This window comes from Nocardioides palaemonis (assembly GCF_018275325.1).
Lineage (GTDB): Bacteria > Actinomycetota > Actinomycetes > Propionibacteriales > Nocardioidaceae > Nocardioides > Nocardioides palaemonis.
The window spans coordinates 1940499-1965121 of sequence record NZ_JAGVQR010000001.1; the positions used below are offsets into that span (position 1 = coordinate 1940499).

The 24623-nt window shown below is 73.5% G+C and carries 22 protein-coding genes and 1 riboswitch; of the genes, 14 read left to right on the plus strand and 8 right to left on the minus strand.

Annotated elements, in window-relative coordinates:
* Nucleotides 1–115: 115 nt before the first annotated feature.
* From KDN32_RS09540 to KDN32_RS09590, 11 genes are all read left to right on the plus strand, one after another.
* On the plus strand, nt 116–628 hold the full coding sequence (locus KDN32_RS09540) for a zinc-ribbon and FHA domain-containing protein (protein ID WP_211731751.1): 513 nt from the start codon (nt 116–118) through the stop codon (nt 626–628).
* Nucleotides 629–631: 3 nt separating this feature from the next.
* On the plus strand, nt 632–1372 hold the full coding sequence (ftsR, locus tag KDN32_RS09545; protein WP_211731752.1) for a transcriptional regulator FtsR: 741 nt from the start codon (nt 632–634) through the stop codon (nt 1370–1372).
* A gap of 43 nt (nt 1373–1415) precedes the next feature.
* Nucleotides 1416–1883, plus strand: a complete 468-nt coding sequence (locus KDN32_RS09550; protein WP_211731753.1) for a bifunctional nuclease family protein — start codon at nt 1416–1418, stop codon at nt 1881–1883.
* Between the two features lie 241 nt (nt 1884–2124).
* The gene (locus KDN32_RS09555; protein WP_372446521.1) at nt 2125–2694 is read left to right on the plus strand and encodes a MerR family transcriptional regulator; all 570 of its coding nucleotides are present in this window, start codon (nt 2125–2127) and stop codon (nt 2692–2694) included.
* A 108-nt stretch (nt 2695–2802) separates the two neighbouring features.
* Nucleotides 2803–2908, plus strand: a riboswitch (glycine riboswitch).
* Between the two features lie 63 nt (nt 2909–2971).
* The gene (gcvP, locus tag KDN32_RS09560) at nt 2972–5827 is read left to right on the plus strand and encodes an aminomethyl-transferring glycine dehydrogenase (protein WP_211731755.1); all 2856 of its coding nucleotides are present in this window, start codon (nt 2972–2974) and stop codon (nt 5825–5827) included.
* Nucleotides 5828–5856: 29 nt separating this feature from the next.
* Nucleotides 5857–7131 (plus strand): serine hydrolase domain-containing protein, encoded by a 1275-nt coding sequence (locus tag KDN32_RS09565; RefSeq protein WP_211731756.1) that lies wholly within the window; start codon nt 5857–5859, stop codon nt 7129–7131.
* Between the two features lie 39 nt (nt 7132–7170).
* Nucleotides 7171–8502 carry a glycoside hydrolase domain-containing protein gene (locus KDN32_RS09570; protein WP_211731757.1) on the plus strand — a complete coding sequence of 444 codons (1332 nt, stop codon included), beginning with the start codon at nt 7171–7173 and terminating at the stop codon, nt 8500–8502.
* Nucleotides 8503–8589: 87 nt separating this feature from the next.
* Nucleotides 8590–9771, plus strand: coding sequence for an SHOCT domain-containing protein (locus tag KDN32_RS09575; RefSeq protein WP_211731758.1), 1182 nt, complete (start codon nt 8590–8592; stop codon nt 9769–9771).
* Nucleotide 9772: 1 nt separating this feature from the next.
* A complete protein-coding gene (locus KDN32_RS09580) occupies nt 9773–11050 on the plus strand; it encodes a TFIIB-type zinc ribbon-containing protein (protein WP_211731759.1) in 1278 nt (425 codons plus the stop codon).
* Nucleotides 11047–11322 (plus strand): hypothetical protein, encoded by a 276-nt coding sequence (locus KDN32_RS09585; RefSeq protein WP_211731760.1) that lies wholly within the window; start codon nt 11047–11049, stop codon nt 11320–11322. The genes KDN32_RS09580 and KDN32_RS09585 overlap by 4 nt, the downstream gene beginning before the upstream one ends.
* 284 nt (nt 11323–11606) lie before the next feature.
* Nucleotides 11607–11939 carry a hypothetical protein gene (locus tag KDN32_RS09590; protein ID WP_211731761.1) on the plus strand — a complete coding sequence of 111 codons (333 nt, stop codon included), beginning with the start codon at nt 11607–11609 and terminating at the stop codon, nt 11937–11939.
* A gap of 9 nt (nt 11940–11948) precedes the next feature.
* On the opposite strand, the gene KDN32_RS09595 is transcribed toward KDN32_RS09590, so the two are convergent.
* The 5 genes from KDN32_RS09595 to KDN32_RS09615 all read right to left on the minus strand — a co-directional run bounded on the left by KDN32_RS09595 (nt 11949) and on the right by KDN32_RS09615 (nt 19965).
* Nucleotides 11949–13337: a metallopeptidase TldD-related protein gene (locus KDN32_RS09595; RefSeq protein WP_211731762.1), complete on the minus strand. Its 1389-nt coding sequence runs from the start codon at nt 13335–13337 to the stop codon at nt 11949–11951.
* The gene (locus tag KDN32_RS09600) at nt 13337–14857 is read right to left on the minus strand and encodes a TldD/PmbA family protein (RefSeq protein WP_211731763.1); all 1521 of its coding nucleotides are present in this window, start codon (nt 14855–14857) and stop codon (nt 13337–13339) included. Before KDN32_RS09600 ends, KDN32_RS09595 begins: the two co-directional genes overlap by 1 nt.
* A gap of 25 nt (nt 14858–14882) precedes the next feature.
* Nucleotides 14883–17894, minus strand: a complete 3012-nt coding sequence (locus KDN32_RS09605; RefSeq protein ID WP_211731764.1) for an AAA family ATPase — start codon at nt 17892–17894, stop codon at nt 14883–14885.
* Nucleotides 17891–19060: an exonuclease SbcCD subunit D gene (locus KDN32_RS09610; RefSeq protein ID WP_211731765.1), complete on the minus strand. Its 1170-nt coding sequence runs from the start codon at nt 19058–19060 to the stop codon at nt 17891–17893. Before KDN32_RS09610 ends, KDN32_RS09605 begins: the two co-directional genes overlap by 4 nt.
* 77 nt (nt 19061–19137) lie before the next feature.
* A complete protein-coding gene (locus KDN32_RS09615; RefSeq protein ID WP_307853895.1) occupies nt 19138–19965 on the minus strand; it encodes a formate dehydrogenase accessory sulfurtransferase FdhD in 828 nt (275 codons plus the stop codon).
* A gap of 171 nt (nt 19966–20136) precedes the next feature.
* On the opposite strand from KDN32_RS09615, the gene KDN32_RS09620 reads away from it, so the two are divergent.
* Together KDN32_RS09620 and KDN32_RS09625 are read left to right on the plus strand one after the other, a co-directional pair.
* Nucleotides 20137–20280, plus strand: a complete 144-nt coding sequence (locus KDN32_RS09620) for a hypothetical protein (RefSeq protein ID WP_211731766.1) — start codon at nt 20137–20139, stop codon at nt 20278–20280.
* A 42-nt stretch (nt 20281–20322) separates the two neighbouring features.
* On the plus strand, nt 20323–20784 hold the full coding sequence (locus KDN32_RS09625; protein WP_211731767.1) for an OsmC family protein: 462 nt from the start codon (nt 20323–20325) through the stop codon (nt 20782–20784).
* Here KDN32_RS09625 and KDN32_RS09630 read toward each other — a convergent pair.
* Genes KDN32_RS09630 through KDN32_RS09640 form a run of 3 tightly spaced genes read right to left on the minus strand, consistent with a single transcriptional unit; the run spans nt 20777 to nt 23865 of the window.
* The gene (locus KDN32_RS09630; protein ID WP_211731768.1) at nt 20777–21502 is read right to left on the minus strand and encodes a peptidylprolyl isomerase; all 726 of its coding nucleotides are present in this window, start codon (nt 21500–21502) and stop codon (nt 20777–20779) included. The genes KDN32_RS09625 and KDN32_RS09630 overlap by 8 nt on opposite strands.
* A gap of 24 nt (nt 21503–21526) precedes the next feature.
* Nucleotides 21527–22366, minus strand: coding sequence for an aldo/keto reductase (locus tag KDN32_RS09635; protein ID WP_211731769.1), 840 nt, complete (start codon nt 22364–22366; stop codon nt 21527–21529).
* Nucleotides 22291–23865 (minus strand): MFS transporter, encoded by a 1575-nt coding sequence (locus KDN32_RS09640; RefSeq protein ID WP_211731770.1) that lies wholly within the window; start codon nt 23863–23865, stop codon nt 22291–22293. The genes KDN32_RS09635 and KDN32_RS09640 overlap by 76 nt, the downstream gene beginning before the upstream one ends.
* A gap of 101 nt (nt 23866–23966) precedes the next feature.
* On the opposite strand from KDN32_RS09640, the gene KDN32_RS09645 reads away from it, so the two are divergent.
* Complete coding sequence (locus KDN32_RS09645) at nt 23967–24623, plus strand: TetR/AcrR family transcriptional regulator (RefSeq protein ID WP_211731771.1); 657 nt, start codon at nt 23967–23969, stop codon at nt 24621–24623.

Below are 24623 nucleotides of genomic sequence, written 5' to 3' on the forward strand. Positions count from 1 at the left end.
GACCGTCGAGCCCCGGATCCCGGTCCACCCCCACCCGGGGGCTGATAGGTTCGGGGCAACCGTCAACCTCAACCCTCGGCTGAGGGTTGGGCGTCGATCCGCCGAGGAGACATCCATGCCGTTCTGCACCGCGTGTGGCAAGCAGAACCCCGACGATGCCCGCTTCTGCGCCCAGTGCGGCACGAAGCTGCTCGCGGGGGAGGACACCGGGTCCACCCCGGTCGAGACCACCGCGACCATCACCTTCGGGGCGCCGGACCAGCGCGAGTCCTCGGACCGCCAGCTGAGCCCGGTCGACGCCGCCGCGGTCGACGCGCTCCCGGAGGGCCACGCGCTCCTCGTCGTGCAGCGTGGCCCGAGCGCCGGCAGCCGGTTCCTGCTCGACACCGACGTCGTCGGCGCCGGCCGCCACCCCGACAGCGAGATCTTCCTCGACGACGTGACCGTCTCGCGCCGGCACGCCGAGTTCCGCCGCTCGGGTGCTGGCTACACGGTCAGCGACGTCGGCAGCCTCAACGGCACCTACGTCAACCGCGACCGGATCGACTCCGTGGAGCTCACCGACGGCGACGAGGTCCAGATCGGCAAGTACCGCCTGGTGTTCTTCTCCTCCCACCCGGACAGCTGATCCGTGGGTGCCTCCCCGTCCGCGGGACACCACCGCGGCGCCCGGTTCAACATCGGGCAGGTGCTCGACCAGCTGCGTCCTGACTTCCCCGGGGTGACCATCCCCAAGATCCGGTTCCTCGAGGACAAGGGCCTGGTCAAGCCCGAGCGCACCGCCGCCGGCTACCGCAAGTTCTCCGGCGACGACGTCGCGCGTCTGCGCTACATCCTGCTGATGCAGCGCGACCACTACCTCCCGCTCAAGGTGATCGGCGACCACCTTGACGCCATCGACCGGGGCCTCGAGCCCCCGCCGATCGAGTCGGTCGTGCCGACGGTGCCGAAGGTCGCGCTCAGCGCCGACGGCCTGCCGAGCCCCGAGTCGTTCCGGCGCTCCAGCGACCTGCGGCTCTCGCGCCGCGAGCTGCTCAAGGTCGCGGAGATCTCCGAGGACCTCCTGGTCCAGCTCGAGCAGTTCGGCCTGGTGCGCGCGCTGTCCGGGACCGGCCACTTCGACAGCGACGCGCTGGTGGTCGCCCAGACCGCCCGCGAGCTCGCCGACTACGGCTTCGAGCCGCGCCACCTGCGCGCCTTCAAGACCGCCGCCGACCGCGAGGTGGGCCTGGTCCAGCAGGTCGTCGCCCCGCTGGCGCGCGGACGCGACGCCGCCGCGCGCGGGCGCGCGGAGGACGCCACCTCCGAGATCGCGGCCCTCTCGGTGCGGCTGCACGCCACCTTGGTGAAGGTCGGCCTCGACCGCGGCTGAGCCCGGCCCGGGTGCGTGGGGGGACCTGAGTAGGGTGGTCGGCATGCGGGAGATGGACGTCGTCGGAGTACGGGTCGAGATGCCCTCGAACCAGCCCATCGTGCTGCTGCGCGAGGTCACTGGTGAGCGCTACCTCCCGATCTGGATCGGAGCGGTCGAGGCCACCGCCATCGCGTTCGCCCAGCAGGGGGTGACGCCGCCACGGCCGCTGACCCACGACCTGATGCGCGACGTGCTCGCCGCGACCGGTCAGCGCCTCGAGGAGGTGCGGATCGTGGACATGCAGGACAGCATCTTCTACGCCCAGCTCGTCTTCGAGGGTGGCGCCGAGGTCGGCGCCCGGCCGTCGGACTCGATCGCGCTCGCCCTGCGCACCGGGACGCGGATCGTCTGCGCGGAGTCGGTGCTCGACGAGGCGGGCCTGGCGGTCCCGGTCGAGCAGGAGGACGAGGTCGAGCGGTTCCGCGAGTTCCTCGACCACGTCTCGCCCGACGACTTCGAGTCGCCCTGACCCTGCCGCGCCGAGGACTCACCCTCAACCTGAGGTTGAGGGTTGCGACACGCCGCCCCGTGGATGGACAACCCCCGGGTGCGGGCTTACGGTGAACTGTCTTCGTTGTAACTCCACCGTTGTGGTGCCCCCGGGCCGATCCGCGGATCCTTCCCCCTAGGAGTTACTGCACAGCGGAGGATCAGACCTGGAGGGTCGCGTGGGTACCAACGAGAACGAGCACGGCGCTGACGCCGCCGGCATCAAGGCCGCGGCCGATGCCGCCGAGCTGGCCGAGGAGCAGGGCCTGCTCTTCGACGACGACGTGTCGCCGCTGCCGAGCGACACCGGCTACCGCGGCCCGACGGCCTGCAACGCGGCCGGCATCACCTACCGCCAGCTCGACTACTGGGCCCGCACCGGCCTGGTCGAGCCGAGCGTCCGCGGCGCGGCCGGCTCCGGCTCGCAGCGGCTCTACTCCTTCCGCGACATCCTGATCCTCAAGGTCGTCAAGCGACTCCTCGACGCCGGCATCTCGCTCCAGCAGATCCGCACCGCGACCGCCCACCTGCGCGAGCGCGGCACCGACGACCTGACCCGCGTGACGCTGATGAGCGACGGGGCGTCCGTCTACGAGTGCACCAGCAACGACGAGGTCATCGACCTGCTCCAGGGCGGCCAGGGCGTCTTCGGCATCGCCATCGGCGGCGTCTGGCGCGAGATCGAGGGCACCCTCGCCGAGCTGCCCAGCGAGCGCGCTGCCCAGGACCCGACCGCCTCGGTCCCGGGTGACGAGCTGGCCGCGCGCCGCGCAGCCCGCCACACCGGCTGAGCACCCGGGCGCGACACAGCACCACCGCGATCCTCTCGACGAGGGCCACCCGGACACCGGGTGGCCCTCGTCGATTTCCGGCGTCGGCGGGTTAGAGTGGGGGTGCTGACATCCCGTGCGGGAGAGTCACCGCGGTCCGCATCTCGGGCCGTACGTGCGCCGAAGGGGCAATTCCTCCCCGGAACCTCTCAGGCACCCGGACCGCACGGGTTGGCACTCTGGAGGCCACCGGGCCGACAGAGGGGGAGGCCACCTCCGTGACCTCAGGGAGCCCCACGTGCCGGACGCCAGCCACGCCCCGACCGCCGCCGAGACCGGCGAGTTCGTCGCTCGCCACATCGGCCCCGACGACGCCGCGGTTGCGCACATGCTCCGCGCCGTCGGGCACGAGTCGCTGGAGTCGCTGATGAGCGCCGCGGTGCCGGGCGGGATCCGCACCGCCGCCGCGCTCGACCTCCCGGCCCCGCTCGACGAGGAGGCGACCGCGCGGGCGCTGCGCACCCTGGCCTCGCAGAACCGTCCCGCCGAGGCGATGATCGGGCTGGGCTACCACGCCACGATCACCCCGCCGGTGATCCGGCGCAACGTGCTCGAGGACCCGTCCTGGTACACCGCGTACACGCCCTACCAGCCCGAGATCTCCCAGGGCCGGCTCGAGGCGCTGCTGAACTTCCAGACCGTCGTCGCCGACCTGACCGGCCTGCCGACGGCCAACGCGTCGCTGCTCGACGAGGGCACCGCCGCCGCCGAGGCGATGACGCTGGTGCGTCGGGCCAAGCGCGGCGCGACGGGCGCGTTCGTCGTCGACGCCGACGCGCTGCCGCAGACCATCGACGTGGTCCGCACGCGCGCGGCCGGGATGGGCATCGAGGTGGTCGTGGCCGACCTGACCGACGGTCTGCCCGAGGGCGACGTCTGCGGCGTGCTGGTCCAGTACCCCGGTGCCTCCGGCGAGGTCCGCGACCCGCGGCCGGTGATCGACGCCGTCCACGAGCGCGGCGGGCTCGCCGTCGTCGCAGCCGACATCCTCGCCCTCGCGCTGATCGAGGCGCCCGGGACGTTCGGCGCCGACGTCGTGGTGGGCTCCTCCCAGCGCTTCGGCGTCCCGCTGTTCTACGGCGGCCCGCACGCCGGCTTCATGTCCGTGTCCGCCGGCCTCGAGCGCCACCTGCCGGGCCGCCTGGTCGGCGTGTCCGTCGACGCCGAGGGACGTCCGGCCTACCGCCTCGCGCTGCAGACCCGCGAGCAGCACATCCGCCGCGACAAGGCCACCTCCAACATCTGCACGGCGCAGGTGCTGCTGGCCGTGGTCGCCTCGATGTACGCCGTCTACCACGGCCCCGACGGCATCCGCCGGATCGCGCAGCGCACCCACGACCACGCCTCGCGCATCGCCGCGGCGCTGTGCGCGGGAGGCGTGGAGGTCGTCAACAGCACGTGGTTCGACACCCTCACCGTCGCGGTGCCCGGCCGGGCGGCCGAGGTCGTGTCCGCGGCCCGCGCGGTCGGTCTCCACCTGCGCCTGGTCGACGAGGACCACGTCGGCGTCTCGACCTCCGAGCGCACGTCCCCGGCCACGGTGTCGTCGGTCCTGCGCTCCTTCGGCGTCGCGGCCGTCGAGGAGGCTCCCAGCGGCCTGCCCGCCGACCTGGCCCGGACCACGGACTTCCTCACCCACGAGGTGTTCAGCTCCCACCACAGCGAGACGCAGATGCTGCGCTACCTCGCGAAGCTGTCCAACCGCGACTACGCGCTCGACCGCGGCATGATCCCGCTCGGCTCGTGCACGATGAAGCTCAACGCCACCACCGAGATGGAGCCGGTGAGCCTGCCGGGCTTCGCCGACCTGCACCCGTTCGCCCCCGCCCAGGACGCGACCGGCTACCGAGAGCTCGTCGACGACGTCGAGCGCTGGCTCGCCGAGGTCACCGGCTACGACCGCGTGTCCGTCCAGCCCAACGCGGGCTCCCAGGGCGAGCTCGCCGGCCTGCTCGCGATCCGGGGCTACCACCACGCCAACGGCGACACCGGGCGCGACGTGTGCCTGATCCCGTCGTCGGCCCACGGCACCAACGCGGCCTCGGCCGTGATGGCCGGCATGAAGGTGGTCGTGGTCAAGGCCTCCGACGACGGCTCGGTCGACCTCGACGACCTGCGCGCGAAGTGCGAGCAGCACGCCGAGACGCTCGCGGCGATCATGGTGACGTACCCCTCGACGCACGGCGCCTACGAGGACACCATCACCGACCTGTGCAAGATCGTCCACGACCACGGCGGCCAGGTCTACGTCGACGGCGCCAACCTCAACGCGCTGCTCGGCCACGCCCGGCCCGGCGAGTTCGGCGGCGACGTGTCGCACCTCAACCTGCACAAGACCTTCTGCATCCCGCACGGTGGCGGCGGCCCGGGCGTCGGCCCGGTCGCGGTCCGCGCCCACCTCGCGCCGCACCTGCCGTCCCACGCCGCACACCCGGAGGAGGACAAGCGCGCCGGGATCGGCGCCATCAGCGCCGCGCCCTACGGCTCGGCCGGCATCCTGCCGATCACGTGGGCCTACATCCGGATGATGGGCGCCGAGGGCCTCACCCGGGCCACCGCCGTCGCGGTCCTGTCGGCCAACTACATCGCCCACCGCCTCGAGGAGCACTTCCCGGTGCTCTACCGCGGTCACGGCGACCTGGTCGCCCACGAGTGCATCCTCGACCTGCGCGGCATCACCAAGGCCAGCGGCGTGACGGTCGACGACGTGGCCAAGCGGCTGGTCGACCACGGCTTCCACGCCCCGACCATGTCGTTCCCGGTCGCCGGCACCCTCATGGTGGAGCCGACGGAGTCCGAGGACCTCGCCGAGATCGACCGGTTCTGCGACGCGATGATCGCGATCCGCGGGGAGATCGCGCGGGTCGAGGCGGGGGAGTGGACCCCGGAGGAGTCGCCGCTGCGGCACGCGCCGCACACCGCCCGCGCCCTCGTCGGCGAGTGGGACCGGGCGTACTCCCGCGAGCTCGGCGTCTTCCCGCGGGGCATCGACCCGGACAAGTACTGGCCGCCGGTCGCGCGCATCGACCAGGCCTACGGCGACCGCAACCTGGTCTGCTCGTGCCCGTCGCCGGAGGCGTTCGCGGAGGACTGAGCCCGCTCCCAGGTCGTAGGGTCGCCCGCGTGAGTGACCAGAGGCAGCGACTGCTGGACGTCGCGCAGGCCGAGGGCCGGCTGACGTCGGTCGTCGGCACGGTCTTCGACCGCTACGGCGCGGTGTGGGCCGGGGGAGCCGGACGTGCCCCCGGCCTCGACGGGCAGTACCGGATCGGGTCGATCACCAAGACGATGACCGCCGTGCTGGTGGTGCAGGCGCGCGACGAGGGGCTTCTCGACCTCGACGACCGGCTCGCCGACCACCTCGGTGACGTCGGCTACGGCGAGGTCACCCTGCGCGACGCGCTGGCGCACACGTCGGGGATGCAGAGCGAGCCGCGCGGCCCGTGGTGGGAGCGCAACCGCGGCGGCGACTTCGCCGCCCTCGTCGCGGCCAACGACGGGTCCGGCCGGGTCGCGGCGCCGGGCGACTGGTTCCACTACTCCAACCTCGGCTACGGTCTGCTCGGTGAGGTCGTCGCCCGGCGGTGGGGCGTGCCGTGGCGCGAGCTGGTCGCCCAGCGGCTGCTGCGACCGCTCGGGATGCGCGCGACGTCGTACCTCCCGCGGCCGGGCGCGCAGCCGGGGTGGAGCGTCGACCACTTCACCGGGATCCGGGTCCACGAGCCGCTGACCGACACCGGGGCGATGGCGCCCGCGGGCCAGCTGTGGTCGACCCTCGCCGACCTCGTCACGTGGGGGCAGCTGCTCGGCGGCGCGCGCCCTGACGTGCTCGCACCCGCCAGCCTCGCCGAGATGCAGCGGCCGGTCTCGCCCGACTACGGGCTGGGCCTGATGCTCGGCGTCCACCCCGGCGGGCGACTGGTCGGCCACAACGGCTCGATGCCCGGCTTCCTCGCCGCGCTGCACGTCGACCCGGACAGCGGTATCGGCGCCGCGGTGCTGGCCAACGCGACCACCGGCACCGACCCGCGGGCCCTGGCGGTCTCCCTCATCGAGGGCGACCCGGACGCCGACGACGACCGGCCGGAGCCGTGGCGCCCGACGATCGCCCTGCCGCGTGAGGCCGAGGGCGTCCCGGGCCTGTGGTTCTGGGGCAACTCCGCCCAGGACGTGCGCTGGCACAACGACGGCCTCGAGCTGCGGTCGATGGCGCGCGGCGGCGTGGTGACCGACCGCTTCGAGCTGCGTGACGGCGCCCTGGTCGGGGTGGGCGGCTACCACCGCGGCGAGCGGCTCGAGGTGGTGCGCCGCCCGGACGGGTCGGTGCGCAACCTGGAGTGCGCGACGTTCGTCTACACCCGCACGCCCTACGACCCCGAGGTCGGTCCGGTCGGCTAGGGTGCCGAGCGCACACACGTACTCGGGGGAGAACACCACATGCACGCCACACCCGCGCGCCTGCGCGCACTCGTCCTGGCCGCGCTGACCGGCCTCGTCGCGACCCTGCTGGTCACCGGCGGTCCGGCCTCGGCCGCGCGCCAGCGCGACGGCCTCAGCGGCTACGCGTTCGACGCCCGCTGCGCGCCGACCCAGGACCAGATGGACGCCTGGCTCGCGTCGTCGCCGTTCTGGGGCGCCGGCATCTACATCGGCGGGTCGAGCATGTCGTGCCGGACGACCACGACCGACCCCGGCCAGCCCCACCTCGACGCCACCTGGGTCTCCCGGCAGCGCGCGGCCGGCTGGCGGCTGCTCCCGATCTGGGTGGGCCCGCAGGCCTCCTGCTCGAGCGGCTACACCGACGTCATCGACGCGACCCCCGCCGGCGACTACGCGGCGGCCGACGCCCGTGGCCGTGCCGAGGCCGTGGCGGCGGTCGCCCGGGCCCGCGAGCTCGGGCTGCCCCGCCGGAGCACCCTCTGGTACGACCTCGAGGGCGGCTTCGACGTCGCCTCGGACGACTGCCGCCGCTCCGCGCTGCGGTTCCTCAGCGGCTGGACGCTGGCGCTGCACGACCTGGGCTACCGCTCGGGCGTCTACTCGAGCATCTCGGCCGGCATCCACGCCCTCGACAACGCCGACAACCTGTCGCCCGGCTCCTACGCCATGCCCGACCAGGTCTGGTACGCCTGGTACAACGGCCGCCCCGACACCGAGGTCGACGCCCAGTGGGTCCGCGGGTCGAGCTGGGAGGGCGAGCGGGTGCACCAGTACGAGGCGCACACGACGGCCACCTACGGCGGCGTACCGCTCACCATCGACCGCAACTTCCTCGAGCTCGACGGCGGCTCACGCGCGCCGAAGAACCTCCGGGCCTGCGGTGGGAGGCGGATCGACCTGCCGCGCTACCCGCGCCTGCGCAGCGGCAGCCGGGGAGCCAGGGTCGAGGTGCTCCAGTGCGTGCTCCGCACCCAGGCGCGCTACCGCGGCCGGCTCGACGGGGCCTACGACCGCGACGTCGTGCGTGTGGTCACCGCCTTCCAGCGTCGCGCCGGCCTGCGGGTGACCGGGAAGGTCGATCCCCGCACCTGGACCGCCCTCTTCGCCCGCGGCGGCACCCCGCTGCTCAAGGTGGGGTCCGCGGGCCGTGACGTGCTGCGGCTCGAGCGCGCGCTGCGCGCCGGCGGGCTGGGCTCGATCAAGGTCACCGGGGTGCTCACCGACCGCACCTCGCGCGGGGTCGCGCGCTACCAGAAGCGCGTCGGGCTGGTCCCGACGGGCGTGGTGGACGACGCCACCTGGCAGGCGCTCCAGACCGGCGAGCGGTAGGTCCAGAAGCCCTGACCCGGTGGGCCACCGGGCGCTAGTGTGTCGGCCGGGCGGACCGCCCGGCACCGGATTCGGAGGGAACGGACCATGGGACTCATCCAGGCTGTGAGCGGCGCGATCGGCGGCACGCTCGCCGACCAGTGGCTGGACTTCTTCGGGGTGCCCGACGGCCTCCCGCCGACGGCCGCGCTGTTCCCGGCGGTCCGCAAGGACCAGAACACCGGACGCGGCGCCAACGCGGGTGCGTCCGAGGGCGTCATCACCAACGGCTCGAAGATCGTCGTGCCCGAGGGCTACGGCCTGGTCCTGATGGAGGACGGCGCCTTCACCGGCTTCGCCGCCCAGCCCGGTGGCTACATCTGGAACTCCGACGAGGCCGCGTCGCAGTCGGTCTTCTCCGGCGGCGGCCTGGTCGACTCGATCATCAAGCAGAGCTGGGAGCGCTTCAAGTTCGGCGGACGCCCCGGCTCGCAGCAGAACGCGATCTTCGTGTCGCTCAAGGAGCTGCCGAACAACAAGTTCGGCACCCAGTCGGAGATCTACTGGGACGACGCCTTCCTCAACACCCAGGTCGGCGCGATCACCCGCGGCACCTACACGCTGCGGATCACCGACCCGCTCACCTTCATCCGCAACTTCGTCTCGGCCAACGTGATCAGCGGCCGCGCCGTCTTCGACTTCACCGACATCGACAACCCCGCCGGCGAGCAGCTGTTCAACGAGGTCGTCGGGTCGCTCGCCCCGGCGTTCTCGATGTACACCAACGACCCCGCCAAGGGGAACCGGATCGCCCGGCTCCAGCAGGACTCCATCGGCTTCGCGCAGTCGCTGTCGGCCGCCGTCGAGCAGAACTACCAGTGGCGCACCGACCGCGGCCTGGAGATCGTCAAGACCGCGATCATCTCCATCGAGTACGACGCCACGACCCGCGAGCTGCTGAAGAACGTCCAGCGTGCCGACGCGCTGTCGGGCCAGCGCGGCAACTCCAACCTGCAGGCCTCGGTGGCCGCCGGGTTCGAGAACGCCGGCGAGAACGCCGGTCCCGGTGGGCTGATCGGGATGGGCATGGCGGCCGGCGGCGCCGGTCTCGGTGGCCTCCAGCAGCCCGTCCAGCAGGCTCCCGCGGCACCGGCCGCGCCGGCTGCGCCCGCCGCGCCGGCTGCCGAGGACCCGATGGCGGTGCTCAAGCGCGCCAAGGACATGCTCGACGCCGGGCTGATCACGCAGGAGGACTACGACGCGGCGAAGGCGAAGGCACTCGGTCTCTGACATGACCCAGGACGACCAGCACAGCGACGCCCCCGCCGCCGAGCCCCGCAAGCCCGTCTTCGACGGCCCGCCCCTCTCGCTGGAGGAGGAGCTCGCCGCCGCGCGCGCCGAGCCCGAGGCGGGGCCGACCATCGAGACGATCAACGATTCCCTCGCCGACGGCGTCAACCGGTGCCCGAAGTGCGGCTCGACCGACGTCCAGCTGCGGGCGTCGACCGGGATGCTGGTCTGCCTGTTCTGCCGCCACCAGTGGCAGGAGGAGCGGGTCGAGGAGGAGTTCGGGCTCGGCGTCGGCATCGACGAGCTCGAGGGCACCGTCATCGCCAGCGGCGCGCAGGAGATCGCCGAGGGCGCCGACGACATCGTCACCCTCACCTGTGGCGGGTGCGGCGCCGAGGTGGTCGTCGACACCGCGCACGCGATGAACGCGCGCTGCCACTGGTGCCGCCACACCCTCAACGTCAACCAGCGCACGCCCAACGGTGCGGTCCCCGACGCGGTGCTGCCGTTCAAGCTCACCCGCGACGAGGCGGTCGAGAAGATCCGCGAGTTCGCCGGCAAGCGGCGGCTCTTCGCGCACCCGCGCTTCCGCAAGGAGTTCGTCCCCGAGAACGTCCTCGGCGTCTACCTGCCCTACCTCGTCGTCGACGCGCGGGCGGAGGCGTCGTACACCGGGCGGGGCGAGGTGCAGACGCGCCGCTGGACGGAGAAGAGCGGCGACAACTCGGTCACCTACTACGCCGCCGACGTCTACCAGGTCGACCGGTCGGTGTCGTTCACCGTCGACGACCTCACCATGGAGGGCGCGGCCGACCGCGCGCAGTTCGACTCCAGCACGACCAACAACATCGTCAACACGATCCTGCCGTTCGACACGAAGAACGCGGTGCGCTGGAACTCCAGCTATCTCGTCGGGTTCACCAGCGAGAAGCGCGACCTCGACGTCGCGGACCTGTCGCCCAAGCTCGAGGACCAGCTGCTGTCGATCGGCCGCTCGCAGGTGCACGGCTCGCTCGACCGCTTCGACCGCGGCGTGCGGTGGGAGGGCGAGAAGGTCGACGTCGGCGGCTCGCGCTGGGTCTCGATGTACCTGCCGGTGTGGATCTACTCCTACTACCAGGAGAACACCAAGATGCTGCACTACATCGCGGTCAACGCGCGCACGGGGGAGACCATGGGCAGCGTGCCGGTCTCGCAGTGGCGCCTGATCCTGGCCGCCCTCACGGTCGGCACGTTCCTCGAGGGCATCGCCGGCGCGATCCTGGTGGGCACCGCATGAGCGCGCTCGTCACGGTGCTCGCGAGCGGCGACGGCGCCCCGCTGTGGATCCTGGCCGCCGGACCGGCCGGTGCCCTCGGCACCTACTGGGCGATCTACCGCTACTACCGCAACACCGACAAGTCCCACGCGTTCGAGCGCGACACCCTCATCGAGGCGCAGCCGGTGCAGGGACACGAGGAGAAGGTCGACCACATCTCCCGCACCCGCGACCCCGACATCGACGGCGACAACTCCGCGAAGTACCGCGAGCGGGTCCGCCGGCTGCGCTGACCGCCCGCCTTCGGCGCGCCCGGCCGCCGGGGAGCGGTGTGTGAGCGACGTTATGCGCGCGCCGAACGTGGGTGGGCCACCGCCGGTGGCGTGGCGTACGAGTGACGCGCCAGTGGGCGGTGTGTGAGCGACGTTCTGCGCGCGCCGAACGTGGGTGGGCCACCGCCGGCAGGTCGTCGCGCTGATCTCCGGCACGTGGTCCGGGCAGGCTCCGCGTCCCTGATTGGGGGTACGTCGCGCGCATCGGCGCTGCCCGGGGCTCGGTGGCGCCTACGTTCGCGCCCATGACGGTGCGGGTGGGCGCGGACGAGGTGTCACGGTCGCTCGTGGCGCACCCTGCGACCCCGACCGCCCTGCCTGCCGTGCCTCGTCCGCGCCAGGTGATCGAGATCGACCTGCGCCAGCAGGTGGGGGTGGATGCACGTCGGGAGGCACGGGCCCGTGAGGCCGCCGCGCGGTACGCCGCCCACGGCACCGACCTGCTCGCTCACGTGCAGGCGCACGGTCCCGTGGCGGAGGCCGGTCGTACTGACACCACCGACGGGTGGATGCTGGTCGGGCGATGGCTGACGCTCGTCGCCGTGCTCAGCCTGCTCGTGGTCGCGTTCGCGGTGTAGGGCCGCCCCTCAGACGCCCTGGGAGACGCTCGACATGTTGAAGTCGGGGATGCGCAGGGCCGGCGTGGCGGTGCGCGAGAAGTAGTCGTCGCCCCACTCCCGGCTGAGGCTCGGCACCGTCGCGCTCGCCGCGCTGAAGCGGTTGAGCAGGTCGATCGGCGACTCGTTCCAGCGGAAGTTGTTGGCGGCGCCGACGATCTCGCCGTCCTCCACGACGTAGACGCCGTCGCGGGTGAGGCCGGTCAGCAGCATGGTCTGCGGGTCGACCTCGCGGATGTACCACAGGCAGGTCAGCAGCAGGCCGCGCTGGACGCCCGCGACCATGTCCTCGACGGTGCCGGCGCCGTCGCCGACCTCGAGGACCAGGTTGTCGATCATCGGGGTCACCGGCTGGCCGGTCATGCCGGCGGAGTGGCGCGTCTGGAGCAGGCCGGTGAGCAGGCCGTCGCGGATCCAGTCGGTGCGTTCGAGGCGCAGGCCGTTGTCGAAGACCGAGTCGGTGTTGTCGGACGCGCCCGCGACCGCGAACGGCGCGCACTCCAGCCCGGGGTGCGCCGGGTCGGAGAACAGCGTGACGCCCGGCGCGGCGACCTTGTCGCCGATCCGGGTCCCGCCGCCGCGGCGGCTGTAGACGGACTCGCCCTCGTGGGCGACGCGGGCGCCGGCGCTCCAGTAGGCGTCGACCATCAGGTCGGCGACCGACGAGGGCGGCAGGATCGTGTCGTAGCGGCCGGCCGGGAGGTCGATGCGCCGCTCGGCCCACGCGAGCCGGCGTGCGACGTTGGAGGCCATCGCCGCGGCGTCGACGTCGCGGAAGTCGCGGGTCGCGCCGCCCACCCACGCGCTGCGGGTGAGCGAGGTGTCCTTCGCGGTGCAGGCGTAGTGGCCGGTGGGCTGGGCGTGCCGCAGTCGCAGGCCGCGCGACGACCCGAGGTAGGTGGTGGTGACGTCGTGGTTGACGAAGCCGTAGAGCAGGCGGCCCTCCGCCCCGGCCTGGCCGAACGCCTCGCCCAGAGCGGGCGCGAACGCGTCGTAGACCCGGATGTCGGTGGTGGCAGGCTCGTCGTCCCAGTCGGGGGACGTGATGGCCTCAACGAGGTCGGCGGCATCCTCGGCGGGCGACCCGGCGCGGGCCGCGGCGTCAGCCGCCTCCACGAGCGCCGTCACCTGCTCGGGCGTCGAGGCGCTGCCGGACACCGAGCCGGTCGCGATGCCGCCGCCCACCGCGGCGAAGCTGACGACCGTGACCGACACCTCGGTCATCACGCCGTTGGTGGTGAGCGTGTTGTTGGCCCAGCGCAGGTTGGCGCTGGTGACGTCGCGCACGATCGCGACGCAGTCGTCGGCGGTCGAGGTCGCGAGCGCGTGCTCGACGAGCTGCTGGGGAGAGGTCGTCATCAGTGGCCTGCCTCGTCGATGGTGTTGAGGATGTTCACGCCGCGGAACAGCGCGGACGGGCAGCCGTGGCTGACCGCCGCGACCTGGCCCGGCTGGGCCTTGCCGCAGTTGAAGGCGCCGCCCAGGACCCAGGTGTCGGGACCGCCGACCGCCTCCATGGAGCCCCAGAAGTCGGTCGTGGTGGCCTGGTAGGCGACGTCGCGGAGCATCCCGTCGAGCCGGCCGTCGGCGATCTTGTAGAACCGCTGGCCGGTGAACTGGAAGTTGAAGCGCTGCATGTCGATCGACCACGACTTGTCGCCCACGACGTAGATGCCGCGCTCGACCTTGCCGATGAGGTCGTCGGTGGACAGGTCGTCGGTGCCGGGCATCAGCGACACGTTGGCCATCCGCTGGATCGGGATGTGGCCGGGGGAGTCGGCGTACGCGCAGCCGTTCGAGCGGCCGTCGTTGAGCTCGGGCTTGAGGTGGCCCATGCTCCGGTCGAGCTGGTAGCCGACCAGCACGCCGTCGCGGACGATGTCCCACTCCTGGGTCTGCACGCCCTCGTCGTCGTAGCCCACCGTCGAGAGGCCGTGGGGCGTGGTGCGGTCGCCGCGGACGTTCATCACCGGCGAGCCGTACTGCAGGGTGCCGAGCTTGTCGTAGGTGGCGAACGACGTGCCGGCGTAGTTGGCCTCGTAGCCCAGCGCCCGGTCGAGCTCGGTGGCGTGTCCGATCGACTCGTGGATGGTGAGCCACAGGTTCGACGGGTCGACGACCAGGTCGTAGGACCCGGCCTCGACGCTCGGGGCGGCGAGCTTCTCGGCGAGCAGGTCGGGGACCTCGGCCAGCTCGGCGTCCCAGTCCCAGTGGCTGCCGTCGAGGTACTCCCAGCCGCGACCGACGGGCGGGGCGATGGAGGCCATCGTGTCGAAGAGCCCGCTCTTCTCGTCCTCGCCGCTGGCCTCGAAGCCGGGCTGGAGGCGTACGCGCTGCTGCGTGGTGCGCGTGCCGGTGAGGTCGGCGTAGTACTTGTTCTCCTGCACCTGCTGGAGGAACGCGGTGGCGTGGGAGACCGCGTCGGCGGCCCGCAGCCGCTCGGTCCAGTCGACCAGCAGTGCCGCCTTGTCACGCGTCGGGACCTCGAGCGGGTTGACGTCGTAGCTCGAGACCCACGTGACGTCGTCGTGGACCGGCTCGGGTGCGAGCTCGACGGGAGTGGTGGTCATCGCCGCAGCGACCTTCGCCACCGCGACCGCCGTCTCGGCGACGCGGCGCGCCTCGTCGTCGGTGAGCACGACGCCGGAGGCGAAGCCCCACGCGCCGCGGTGGACCACGCGGACCGCGAACCCGAGGTCCTCGGCGTCGCTGGCGGTCTGCAGCACGCCGTCGCGGGCGCCGAGGTACTGGTACCGGTTGCGCTCGAAGCGGAAGTCGGCGTGGCTGGCGCCGAGCTCCTGGGCTCGGGCCAGGGCCACGTCGCCGAGGCGGCGGTGCGGCAGGTCGCTGAAGGTCGGGTCGAGCCCGGGCGCACTCATGCGGACGAACCTACCGAAGTCGTCCTCACCCGACGCGCAGGGACACCCGGCTGCCGTGTCGTCCGCGGTGGACCCGCAGCTGGGTGGGGATGCGGGTCTGCAGCTCCGGCACGTGGCTGACCACGCCCACCACCCGGCCGCCGTCGCGCAGCGTGTCGAGGGTGTCCATGACGTCCTCGAGGGTGTCGGCGTCGAGGGTGCCGAAGCCCTCGTCGACGAACAACGTGTCGAGATCGGCGCCGCCCGCCTCGGCGGTGATCACGTCGGCGAGGCCGAGCGCGAGGGCCAGGGACACCACGAACGTCTCCCCGCCCGAGAGGGTCGCGGGGTCGCGGCTGTCGCCGGTCCAGTCGTCGCGGACCAGCAGGCTCAGCCCGCCGCGCGTCTCGCCGGCGCCGCGGCGACCGGTGTGGACGAGGGAGTAGCGGCGGTCGCTCATCGTGGACAGCCGCAGGTTGGCGGCCTCGACCACCTGTCCGAGCCGGTGGGCCAGGACGTAGGCGGACAGCCGCATCTGGAGCTGGTTGTCGGCGTGCTTGCCCTCGACGGTCGCGGCCAGTCGGGCCACCACGTCGAGGTCGGCCAGCAGCGGGTGCCAGGCGGACAGCGCGGAGTCGACGTCGGCGGCCAGCCCGTCGAGGCGGGCGGCCCGGTCCTGGAGCCGGGCCTCGCGCTGCCGGGCGGCCTGTGCCTCGGCGCGGGCACGGTGGAGGTCGCGGGCGAGGGCCTCGAGGTCGGGCGCGGTGGTGGCCGCGGCCTCGACGAGCGCCGGGTCGGCCAGTCGCGCACGGACCCGCGCGAGGTCGTGGCCGTGCTGCTCGACCCGACGACGGAGTGCGGCGAGACGGTCGGTGTCGAGCCAGGCGTGCGCGGCCTCCTCGGCAGACCCGAAGCCGTGCTCGCGGGCGGTGTCGGCCGCGGCGTCCCCGGCCCGCAGGGACTCGCCCCGGGCACGGTCCAGCTCGGCCACGGCCGTCAGCAGCCGGCCCGCGACGCCGTCGACGCGCTGGTGGTGCGCGACCAGCGCCTCGAGGTCGGCGTCGTCGGCCAGCACGTCGCGGACCCGGGAGCGCAGGTCGTCGAGCCGCGAGGTCACGACGGCGACCTCCGTGGCGAGCCGGGCGGCGTCGGCGGTGGTGCGGTCGAGCTCGTCGGCCGTCGCGGCCTGGTCGTCGCGCAGCGCCGCCACCCGCCGCTCGAGGGTGGGGACGTCCGCCGCGAGCGCCGCGGCGTCCTCGAGCCGGGCGCGTACGTCGTCGCGTGCGGCGATCAGCTCGTCCCGGGTGCCGCCGGCCTCGACGACGGCGGCGGTGCGGCGCGCCTCGAGCCCGCGCACCTGCTGGGCGTGGGCCTCCACGACGGCCTCGAGGTCGTCGACCTCCCGGCGGGCCGCACGCTCGGCGGCCTCGTCGGGCGCTCCGGGAGCGGGCGCGGCGGGGGAGGGGTGGTCGGCGGACCCGCACACCGGGCAGCAGCCGCCGACCGCGAGCCGGGACGCGATCTCCGCGGCCATCCCGTCGAGGCGCTGCTCGCGGATCTCGACCAGCCTCTCGCGCGCGACGAGCCGGGCGGACGCCGCGGCGCGCTGCTCCTGCTCGGCCTCCTCGAGCCGCACCGTCAGCTCCGCGGCGGTGCGTGCGGCGCGCAGCCGGACGTCGAGCGCGGCGAGCTCGGACTCCAGCGCGGGCACGAGCGTTGCCGCGTCGACGGCGCGGGCGAGGCGCGGGGCGAGGTCGTCGAGCAGCGCCGGGAGCTCGGCGGCCCGGGCGGCGAGGCCCTCGACCCGGGTGGCCGCCGTGTCCCGGTCGCGTGCGAGGCGGTCCAGGTCGCCGGCGAGGGCCGCGGCCTGCTCGCGCAGGGGACGCACGCGTGCGAGGTCGGTGAGCGCGCGGACGGCGACCCGCTGGTGCTCGGCGACCTGCTGGTCGTCGGGCTCGGCGCCGTCGTCGTCGGGGCCGTCGTCGTCGGGGCCGACGAGGTGGGCGAGCTCGCGCCGGAGACCGACGACCTCGCGCTCGGCAGCGTCCTCGGCCGTCCGTGCGGCGACGGCGACCTCCTGGAGCGGTCGGACGGCGAGCGCACGCTCGGCGGCCGCCGCGGCCGCGACGTGACGCTGGTGCTCTTCGGCGGCGCCGAGGAGGCCGGCGAGCTCGCGCTCGGCCGCGGCGTGGTCGGCCCGTCGGCCCGCGAGCTCGGTGCCGGCGGCTGCCGCGTCGGTGGCCGCCTGCTCCGCCGCGGTCGACGCGGCGACGCTGGTGGTCTCGGCGGCGGCGAGCGTCGACGTCGCGCTCGCGAGGCCACGCGCCCACTCGACGAGCAGGTCCGGCTCGTCCGCCCACTCGTCCGGGGCGGGCTCGCCGCTGACCTCGCTGACGCGGCTGGCGAGGTCGGCCAGCGCGGAACGGTGGTCGTCGGAGGCGCGGCGCAGCTCCACGCGCCGCTCGCGCAGCCAGCGCTCGACCTGGTCGAAGCGCCCGGTGCGGAAGACCTGCTGGAGCAGCGCGTGGCGCTCCTCCGAGCGGGCGCGCAGGAACGCCTGGAAGCGCCCCTGCGGGAGCAGCGCGACCTGGCAGAACTGCGGGAGGGTCATGCCGACGAGGCGCGTGACGAGGTGGCCGGTCTCGTCGAGGCGGGTGCTGAGCGGGTGCCAGGCCTCGGTGCCGTCGGGGTCGCGCCGCCGCTCCGAGATCACCACGCGGGCCTGCTCCGTCGTGGTGCCGGTGCCGCGCTTCTTGGGACGACGCCACGCGGGGGACCGGTCGATGCGGAACCTACGCCCGGAGAGCGTGGCCTCGAGCACCACGCGCGGGACGACGTCGTCGCCGGCGTGGTCCGAGCGCAGCCGCTTGGCGGTGGCGCGGTCGCCCGGCACGTCGCCGTAGAGCGCGAAGCAGACGGCGTCGAGCACGCTGGACTTGCCGGCGCCGGTCGGCCCGCTGAGCAGGAACAGCCCGGCGTCAGACAGCGCGTCGAAGTCGATGCGGGCGGGGTCGGCGAAGGGTCCGAAGCCGGTCACCTCGAGGTGGTGGAGCCTCACGACGCGGCCCCCGTCCCGACCAGGACGTCCTGGTCGGGGTCGTGGCAGCACGCGTCGACGGCCTGCTGGAGCAGCTCCGACTCCTCGGGCGTCGCGGGCGCACCGCGCACGTGGCGGAGGAAGTCGAGGGTGACCTCGTGGTCGCTGCGCCCCGCGGCCGGGGCGGCGGGTGCGTCGTCGCGCACCACCGGCGCGGGGAACTGCAGGACGAGCGTGTGCGGGAAGCGGCGCCGCAGCAGCTCCATCGCCCGGGGCGGGCGGGGCACGTCGGTGACGGTCGCCTGGATCCAGTGGTCCTCCAGCACGGTGAGTGCGGGGTCGGCCAGCAGGTCGTCGAGGCGACCGGCGATCCGGGACAGGCGGCGCGGCACCGGTGCGTCGATCCAGTGGGCCGCGGAGAAGCCGCGTGCGTCGAGCTCGACGAGCCAGGACCCCTTGGCCTGGTCGGCCTCGGAGAACGAGTACGCCAGGGGCGAGCCGGAGTAGCGCAGGGCGGGGGCGAGCTCGTGGGGACCGTGGAGGTGGCCGAGCGCGGTGTAGTCGATCCCGTCGAAGAGGCTGGTGGCGACCCGGGAGACGCCGCCGACGCTGATGTCGCGCTCGGACTCGCTCGGCGTGGCCCCGGCGACGAACGCGTGGGCGAGGACCACCGACCGGGTCCCGGAGGAGCGGACGGCGAGGTCGCGGCGCACGCGCGTCATCGCCTCGGCGAGCGCCGCCTCGTGGCTGCGGCGCGGCAGCGACCACGGCTCGAGCAGCGCCGACGGATCGAGGTAGGGCAGGGCGTGGAAGGCCACGTCGCCGTGCTCGTCGCCGAGGACGACCGGCGTGCCGATGCCGGCGGCGTCGGTGCGGACGAAGACGCCAGCGGCATCCATCAGGCGGGAGCCGAAGCCGAGCCGGCGGGCGCTGTCGTGGTTGCCGCTGCTGACCACCACCGAGGCGCGCGACGCGGCGAGCCGGGCGAACGCGTCGTCGGCGAGCTCGACAGCGTCCACGTGGGGCAGGGCCCGGTCGTAGACGTCGCCGGACACCACCACGACGTCGACCCGCTCCGACTCCACGACCTCCAGCAGGTGGTCGACGAACGCACCCTGGTGGCCCAGGAGCCCTTCGCGGTGGAAGGACCTCCCGAGGTGCCAGTCGGAGGTGTGGAGGATGCGCACGCGACGAAAATAGGCGGCCCCACCGACAGCCGCGTGCCCCCACGCCGGAGGGCGGTCCGGCGGGTGGCGGGCGCCACTCAGCAGTAGCGGACGGTCCGCCCGGGCGAGGTGAAGCCCCACAGGTCGATGCCGGCCTCCTCGGCGAGGCCCGCGGCGAGGCTCGTGGGCGCGCCCACGGCGACGATCGAGCCGATGCCGCTGGCCGCCGCCTTCTGGACCAGCTCGAACCCCACCCGCCCGCTCAGGACGAGGCACGCCGTGGCGGTCGGCTCGCCGGCCAGCACGCGGGCGCCGACGACCTTGTCGACCGCGTTGTGGCGACCCACGTCCTCGCGGACCACGCGCAGCGTGCCGTCGGCGTCGGCGAGCCCGGCCGCGTGCACCCCGCCGGTCCGGTCGAAGAGCGCCTGCTTCTCGCGCAGGGCGTCGGGCAGGCGGCGTACGACGTCGGCGTCCGGCCGTGCTCCGGCCCACGGCGCGGCGGACCGGGTGGTGAGCGCGTCGCTGACGCTGTCCTTGCCGCAGACCCCGCAGGCCGACGAGCCGGAGGAGGACGCGACGTGGCGGTGCGGGACCGCGGCGCCGTCGGCGAGGTCGACCGTGACGACGTTGAACTCCTGGTCGGCCGAGAGGTCGGCGTCGGTGCAGTAGGCGACCCGCTCGATGCCCGCGCCGGTGGTGAGTCCCTCGTGGACGAGCCAGCCCGCGGCCAGCTCGAAGTCGTGCCCGGGCGTACGCATCGTCACCCACGCGCGGCGGGGCGCGACGCCGCGCGAGCGCACCCGGATCTCGAGCGGCTCCTCCGTGACGAGCCGGTCCTCGCGCGGCTGCTCGCGGTCGTCGGAGTGCTCCACGACGCGGGTCCGCACGGAGGGTCCGGGGCGTCGGGCTCGGGTGTCGCTCACGCCCCCGACACTAGCCGGGTGGGTGGTCGAGATCACCACGTCGTCGATGCCGTGGACGGCTCCGACAGACGTAGAATGTAAGAGCCGCAACGGAGCGGCCGACTCTTACACATCGGAGTCGTCACCAGTGCCAGAACTCAGGGCCGGACGCCCTCGAAAGGACAGATCTCCATGACCACGCAGCTGCACCTCGCCTTCAGCCTCGTCGACTCGCGGGCGCACTCGGCGGAGGACCGCGCCCTCCTGCGCAACGTGGAGATCGCCCGTCGCGAGGAGCGCCGCGCCCGACGCGCCGCGCGCCGCAAGACCCGCTGACCCCGGCCGGCCCCCGGGGCCGGCTCTGGCAGGCTGTCGCGCATGAGCGACGACTCCCTGCGCAGCATCGACCTCACCCGGATCGGTCCGGCCCGCTTCAAGGCCACGAACGCCCGGGGCGGGGAGACCTTCTTCGGCACCGGGGGAGACGACCCGGACTTCACGCCGGTCGAGCTGCTGCTGGCCGCCATCGCCGGCTGCAGCGCCCTCGACGTCGAGGCGATCACGCACAAGCGGGTGTCGAGCACGACCTTCGACGTGCACGCCGAGGGCCACAAGGTCCGCGACGCCGACGGCAACCACATGACCGGGCTGCGCGTGTCGTTCGACGTCGCGTTCCCCGAGGGGCCGGACGGCGACGCGGCACGCGCGCGCGTCCAGAGTGCGATCGAGATGTCGCGCGACCGCCTGTGCACCGTCTCTCGGACGGTGCAGCTCGGGGCGGACGTCGTCTACGACGACCACCCCGAGCCCGCGACGACGTCCGGGGACGACGTCAGCTGACGGTCACCTTCTCGATCGTGACCTCCTTGTTGGGCTGCCCGCCGCCGGCCGGGTTGGAGGCGTCGTTGCCCTCCTTGGCGATCGCGTCGATGACCTTCAGGCCGGCCTCGTCGATCGTGCCGAACGTCGTGTAGCTCGGCGGGAACTGCGAGTCGCGGAAGACCAGGAAGAACTGCGAGCCGTTGGTGTTCGCGCCCGCGTTGGCCATCGCCAGCGTGCCGGCCGGGTAGGTCTCGTCGCCGCTGAGCTCGTCGTCGAACGAGTAGCCCGGGCCGCCGGCGCTGGTGCCGGTCGGGTCGCCGCACTGCAGGATGCCGAAGCCCTCCTGGTCGCCGATGCGCGGGCAGGTGGTGTCGTCGTAGAAGCCCTGCTCGGCCAGCGACACGAACGAGTTGACCGTGCACGGGGCGTCGGCCGCGTCGAGCGTCAGGCCGATGTCGCCGAAGTTGGTGGTGATGGTCGCCGCGACGGTGCCCTCGGCAGGCGCCTCCGCGTCGGGGGCGTCGACCTCGCGGGCCGGCTCCTGGCCGTCGGAGGGGTAGTCGCACGTGGCGGTCTTGCCGGAGGCGGCCGAGGAGTCGGACGACGGCGACTCGCTGGTCGACTCCTGCGCGGTGTCGGAGGAGCCGTCGCCCTCGTTGCCGCACCCGGCCAGGACGAGGACGGACAGGCAGGCCAGCACGGCGGCGGGACGGGACAGTGAGGGTCGCTTCGACATGGCGCCGATCGTAACCAGCACCCGTCACATCTCCTCGTGGGTGTCGGGGTCGCCGCCGAAGAGCCGGCCGTCGTCCTCGGCCAGGGCACCGATCGCGTCGACCTCGTCGGGGGCCAGCTCGAAGCCGAACACGTCGAGGTTCTGCCGCTGGCGCTCCGGGTCGGCGGACTTCGGGATCGGCAGCGTCCCGAGCTGGACGTGCCAGCGCAGGATGACCTGCCCGGGCGTCACGCCGTGGGCCCGGGCGGCCGACGTGACGGCGTCCTCGTCGAGCGGTGCGCGGCGCTTGCCCATCGGGCTCCACGCCTCGGTGACGATGCCGAGCCGCGCGTGCACCTCGCGCATCCGCTCCTGCGGGAACCGCGGGTGCAGCTCCACCTGGTTGACCGCCGGGACCACGCCGGTGTCGTCGATGATCCGGGTGAGGTGCTCCTCGGTGAAGTTCGAGACGCCGATCGAGCGGACCAGCCCGTCGCGCTGCAGCTGCACGAGCGCCCGCCACGCCTCGACGTACTTCCCCCGGCCCGGGTTGGGCCAGTGGATGAGGTGGAGGTCGGTGCGCTCGACGCCGAGGCGCTCGAGCGAGCCGCGCACCGAGGCGATCGCGTCGTCGTACGCGTGGTGGCGGCCCGGGATCTTGCTCGCGACGACGACCTCGTCGCGGGGGAGGCCGGAGCGGCGCAGCGCCGCCCCGACCTCCTCCTCGTTCTCGTAGTTCACGGCCGTGTCGAGCATCCGGTAGCCGGCCTCGAGGGCGCCGACCAGCGCGGTGGTGCCGTCCTCGCCCGTCAGCGGGTAGGTGCCGAAGCCGACTGCGGGGAGGGTGGTGCCGTCGTTGAGCTCGTGGACTGGGGTGTGGGCCATGCGTCCAACCTAGGCGAGCGGCGTCCGGGCAGCGCGAGCAGCGCACCCAGTGCTCCGAGCAGGCACAGGACGCCGATGACCGTGCACCCGACGGCGAGCCCGTCCATGAACGCGGTGGCGAGGGCGTCCTGCACGGCTGGGACCCGGTCGCCGATCGCGGAGGCGACGGCGACGCCGTCCTGGGCGGCCTCGAGCTGGCCGGACGGCAGGCTGCCGGCCAGCAGCTCGGCGAGCCGGTCGGCGTACACGCTGGAGAAGATCGAGCCGATGACGGCGACGCCGAGGGTGCCGCCGAGCTCACGGGTCGCGTCGTTGACCGCCGAGCCGACGCCGGCGCGTGCCGGCGGCAAGACCTGGAGGATCGACTCCGTCGCAGGTGTGCTGACCAGGCCGAGCCCGATGCCCATCAGGACCATCTGCGGGACGATCACGGTGGCGTAGTCGACGTCGACGCCGCTGCGCGAGATCCACAGGAACGAGGCGCCGAGCATCGCCAGCCCGGTCGAGACCACGGCCTTGGTGCCGAGCCGGGGTGCGAGCACACCGCCGAGGGCCGACGCCACCGCGATGGCCAGTGCGACCGGGATCGTGCGGGCGCCGGCACCGAGCGGGGAGTAGTCGCGGACGAACTGGAAGTACTGCGTGATCAGGAAGATGAAGCCGAAGAGCGCGAAGAAGGCGACCGTGACGGCCCCGGAGGCGGCGCTGAAGCGGGGATCGGCGAAGAGGGTGACGTCGAGCATCGGGTGCTCGACGCGGCGCTCGATCCGGACGAACAGGGAGATGAGCGCCAGCGCGCCGGCGAAGCCCGCGAGGGTCGCGGCGCTGGACCAGCCGCGGTCGGGTCCCTCGATGATGGTGTGGGTCAGCAGCCCCAGCGCGGCGACCGACACGGCCAGCCCGGGGAGGTCGAGCCGGGGCACGGCCGGGTCGCGCGACTCGGGGACGAAGGCGAGGGTCATCGCGGTCGCCACCAGCGCGACCGGCACGAGCGCCCAGAAGACCGAGTGCCAGGTGAAGTGCTCGAGCAGCCAGCCGCCGCTGACCGGGCCGAGCGCGACACCCAGCCCGGTGCTCGCGCCCCAGGCGCCGAGGGCGGCGGCCCGCTCGCGGCGGTCGGGGAAGGTGTTGGCGATGATCGAGAGCGTCGTGGGGAAGATCAGGGCGGCGCAGACGCCCATCGCGAAGCGGAGCGCGACCAGCTGGCCGGCGGTGGAGGCGAGCGCGGCGACGCCGGTGGCGATCGCGAACCCGAGCAGGCCCAGGACGAGCGCGGGGCGGCGCCCGAACCGGTCCGACAGGCTGCCCATGGCGAGCACGAGCGCGGCGAACGCGAGGTTGTAGCCGTCGACGATCCACAGCAGCTCGCGGGTGCCGGCGTCGAGGGAGGTGGCGAGCTCGGGGAGCGCGACGTTCACGATCGTGGTGTCGAGGTTGATGCTCAAGGTGGCCAGGCAGACCGTGACGAGCACGAGTGGCCGGTGGACGGGTCGGGACATGGGTTCCTCGCTGGTGGGTGTTGTCGGTGTCAACATCCCGATGATGGGACCCTCATGTGACCGCTGTCAACATTTCCGTCGCGGTGGGTTAGCCTCTGCCCGTGAGCACCGCGCGCTACCACCACGGCAACCTGCGAGCCGCCCTCGTCGAGGCGGGGGTCGCCGCCGTCCGCGAGTCCGGGCCCGACGGCGTGGCGCTGCGCGACCTGGCCCGCCGGGTGGGGGTGAGCCACAACGCGGCCTACCGGCACTTCGCCGACCGCGAGGAGCTGATGGGGGAGATCGCCGGCGCCGGGATGGCCGCGCTCGGCGAGGAGGGTCGTCGACGCCTGGACGCCGTGGGGGAGACGGACCCCGTACGCCGCTCGCGGCTGCGGCTGCGCGCGCTGGGTCGGGGCTACGTCGCGTTCGCCCGGGCCGAGCGCGGGCTGTTCCGCGTCGCCTTCGCCGACCACCCGTCACTGGACGGGACGCCGACCATGGACGTCGAGGCGGAGGCTGCCGCCTGGGAGGGTCCTTTCGGCCAGCTGGTCGGCTGCCTCGACGAGATGGAGGCGGTGGGCTTCCTGGCGTCGTCGGCGCGCCCGGGCGCGGAGTACACCTGCTGGGCGGCGGTCCACGGCCTGTCCATGCTGCTGCTGGAGGGGCCGCTGCAGAAGCTGCCGGACGAGGCGGCCGAGGCGGTCGTCGAGGAGGTCCTGGCGTCGCTGGACCGCGGGCTCGGCGCGACCACCGGGACGTACGCGCCCCTCGACTGA